General features: G+C 69.7%; 1 protein-coding gene. It reads left to right on the plus strand.

Translation table 11 applies throughout. From position 1 onward, the window contains the following. Positions 1–93 precede the first annotated feature (93 nt). Positions 94–1,045 (plus strand): IS481 family transposase (locus tag KOV94_RS20410; RefSeq protein WP_218053041.1); only part of this gene is annotated, 952 nt, incomplete at its 3' end.

Genomic DNA, 1,045 nt, shown 5'->3' on the forward strand with positions numbered 1-1,045 from the left:
TGTACTGACCACGACCGTTGTTGACGTAGCGAGAGACCTCCGGGTCGAGTGGGAGCTGTCTAGGAACCCGGCTCGCATCAACGGAGGTCTCTCGTGTCTCACGCTAATGCCCGGCTGACCCCTGCCGGCAGGTTCGTGCTCGTCTCACGGATCGCGGCCGGTCGTCCGGTCGCTCATGTGGCCGCGGAGATGGGTGTCTCGCGCACCACGGCGTGGCGCTGGTGGCGCCGGTTCCAGGCAGAGGGGCGTCCCGGGCTGGTGGACCGGTCGAGCGTGGCTCGCGCCCACCCGGCTCGAACGGCGCCGTGCGTGGAGACGCGGGTGCGCATCGCGCGGATGCTCTCGCGACGTGGCCCGGTCTGGATCGGTCGACACCTGGGGCTGCCGGCCTCGACGGTGGGCCGGGTCCTGGCCCGGCACCGCACCCCGCTGCTGCGCGCGTGTGACCCGCTGACCGGTGTGGTGATCCGGGCGTCGCGGCGCTCGGCGAACCGCTACGAGCACCCCCACCCGGGCTCACTGGTGCACATCGACGTCAAGAAGCTCGGCCGCATCCCCGATGGCGGCGGCTGGAAGGCGCACGGCCGTGGCGAGCGACCCAACGACAAGCGTGGGCTGGGCTACGACTACGTGCACACCGCGATCGACGACCACTCCCGCCTGGCATACGCCGAGATCCACGACGACGAGACCGGCCCGACCTGCGCGGCGTTCCTCGCCTCCGCGACCGCGTTCTTCGCGACCCACGGCATCCGCGTCGAGCGGGTGATCAGCGACAACGCGTTGAACTACCGCCGATCCAAGAACTACCGCAAGACCGCGGCCGACCTCGCCATCACGTTGAAGTTCATCCGGCCGCACTGCCCCTGGACCAACGGCAAGGCCGAGCGCCTCAATCGCACCCTCGCCACCGAGTGGGCCTACTCGCGCGTGTTCACGACCAACGACGAACGTGCCGCACTCTTGCCCACCTGGCTCGAGCACTACAACCTGGACCGACCCCACCTCGGCATCGGCGGCCAACGCCCCATCGACCGAGTCAACA

It is taken from the genome of Cellulomonas algicola (assembly GCF_019024305.1).
Taxonomy (GTDB): domain Bacteria; phylum Actinomycetota; class Actinomycetes; order Actinomycetales; family Cellulomonadaceae; genus Cellulomonas; species Cellulomonas algicola.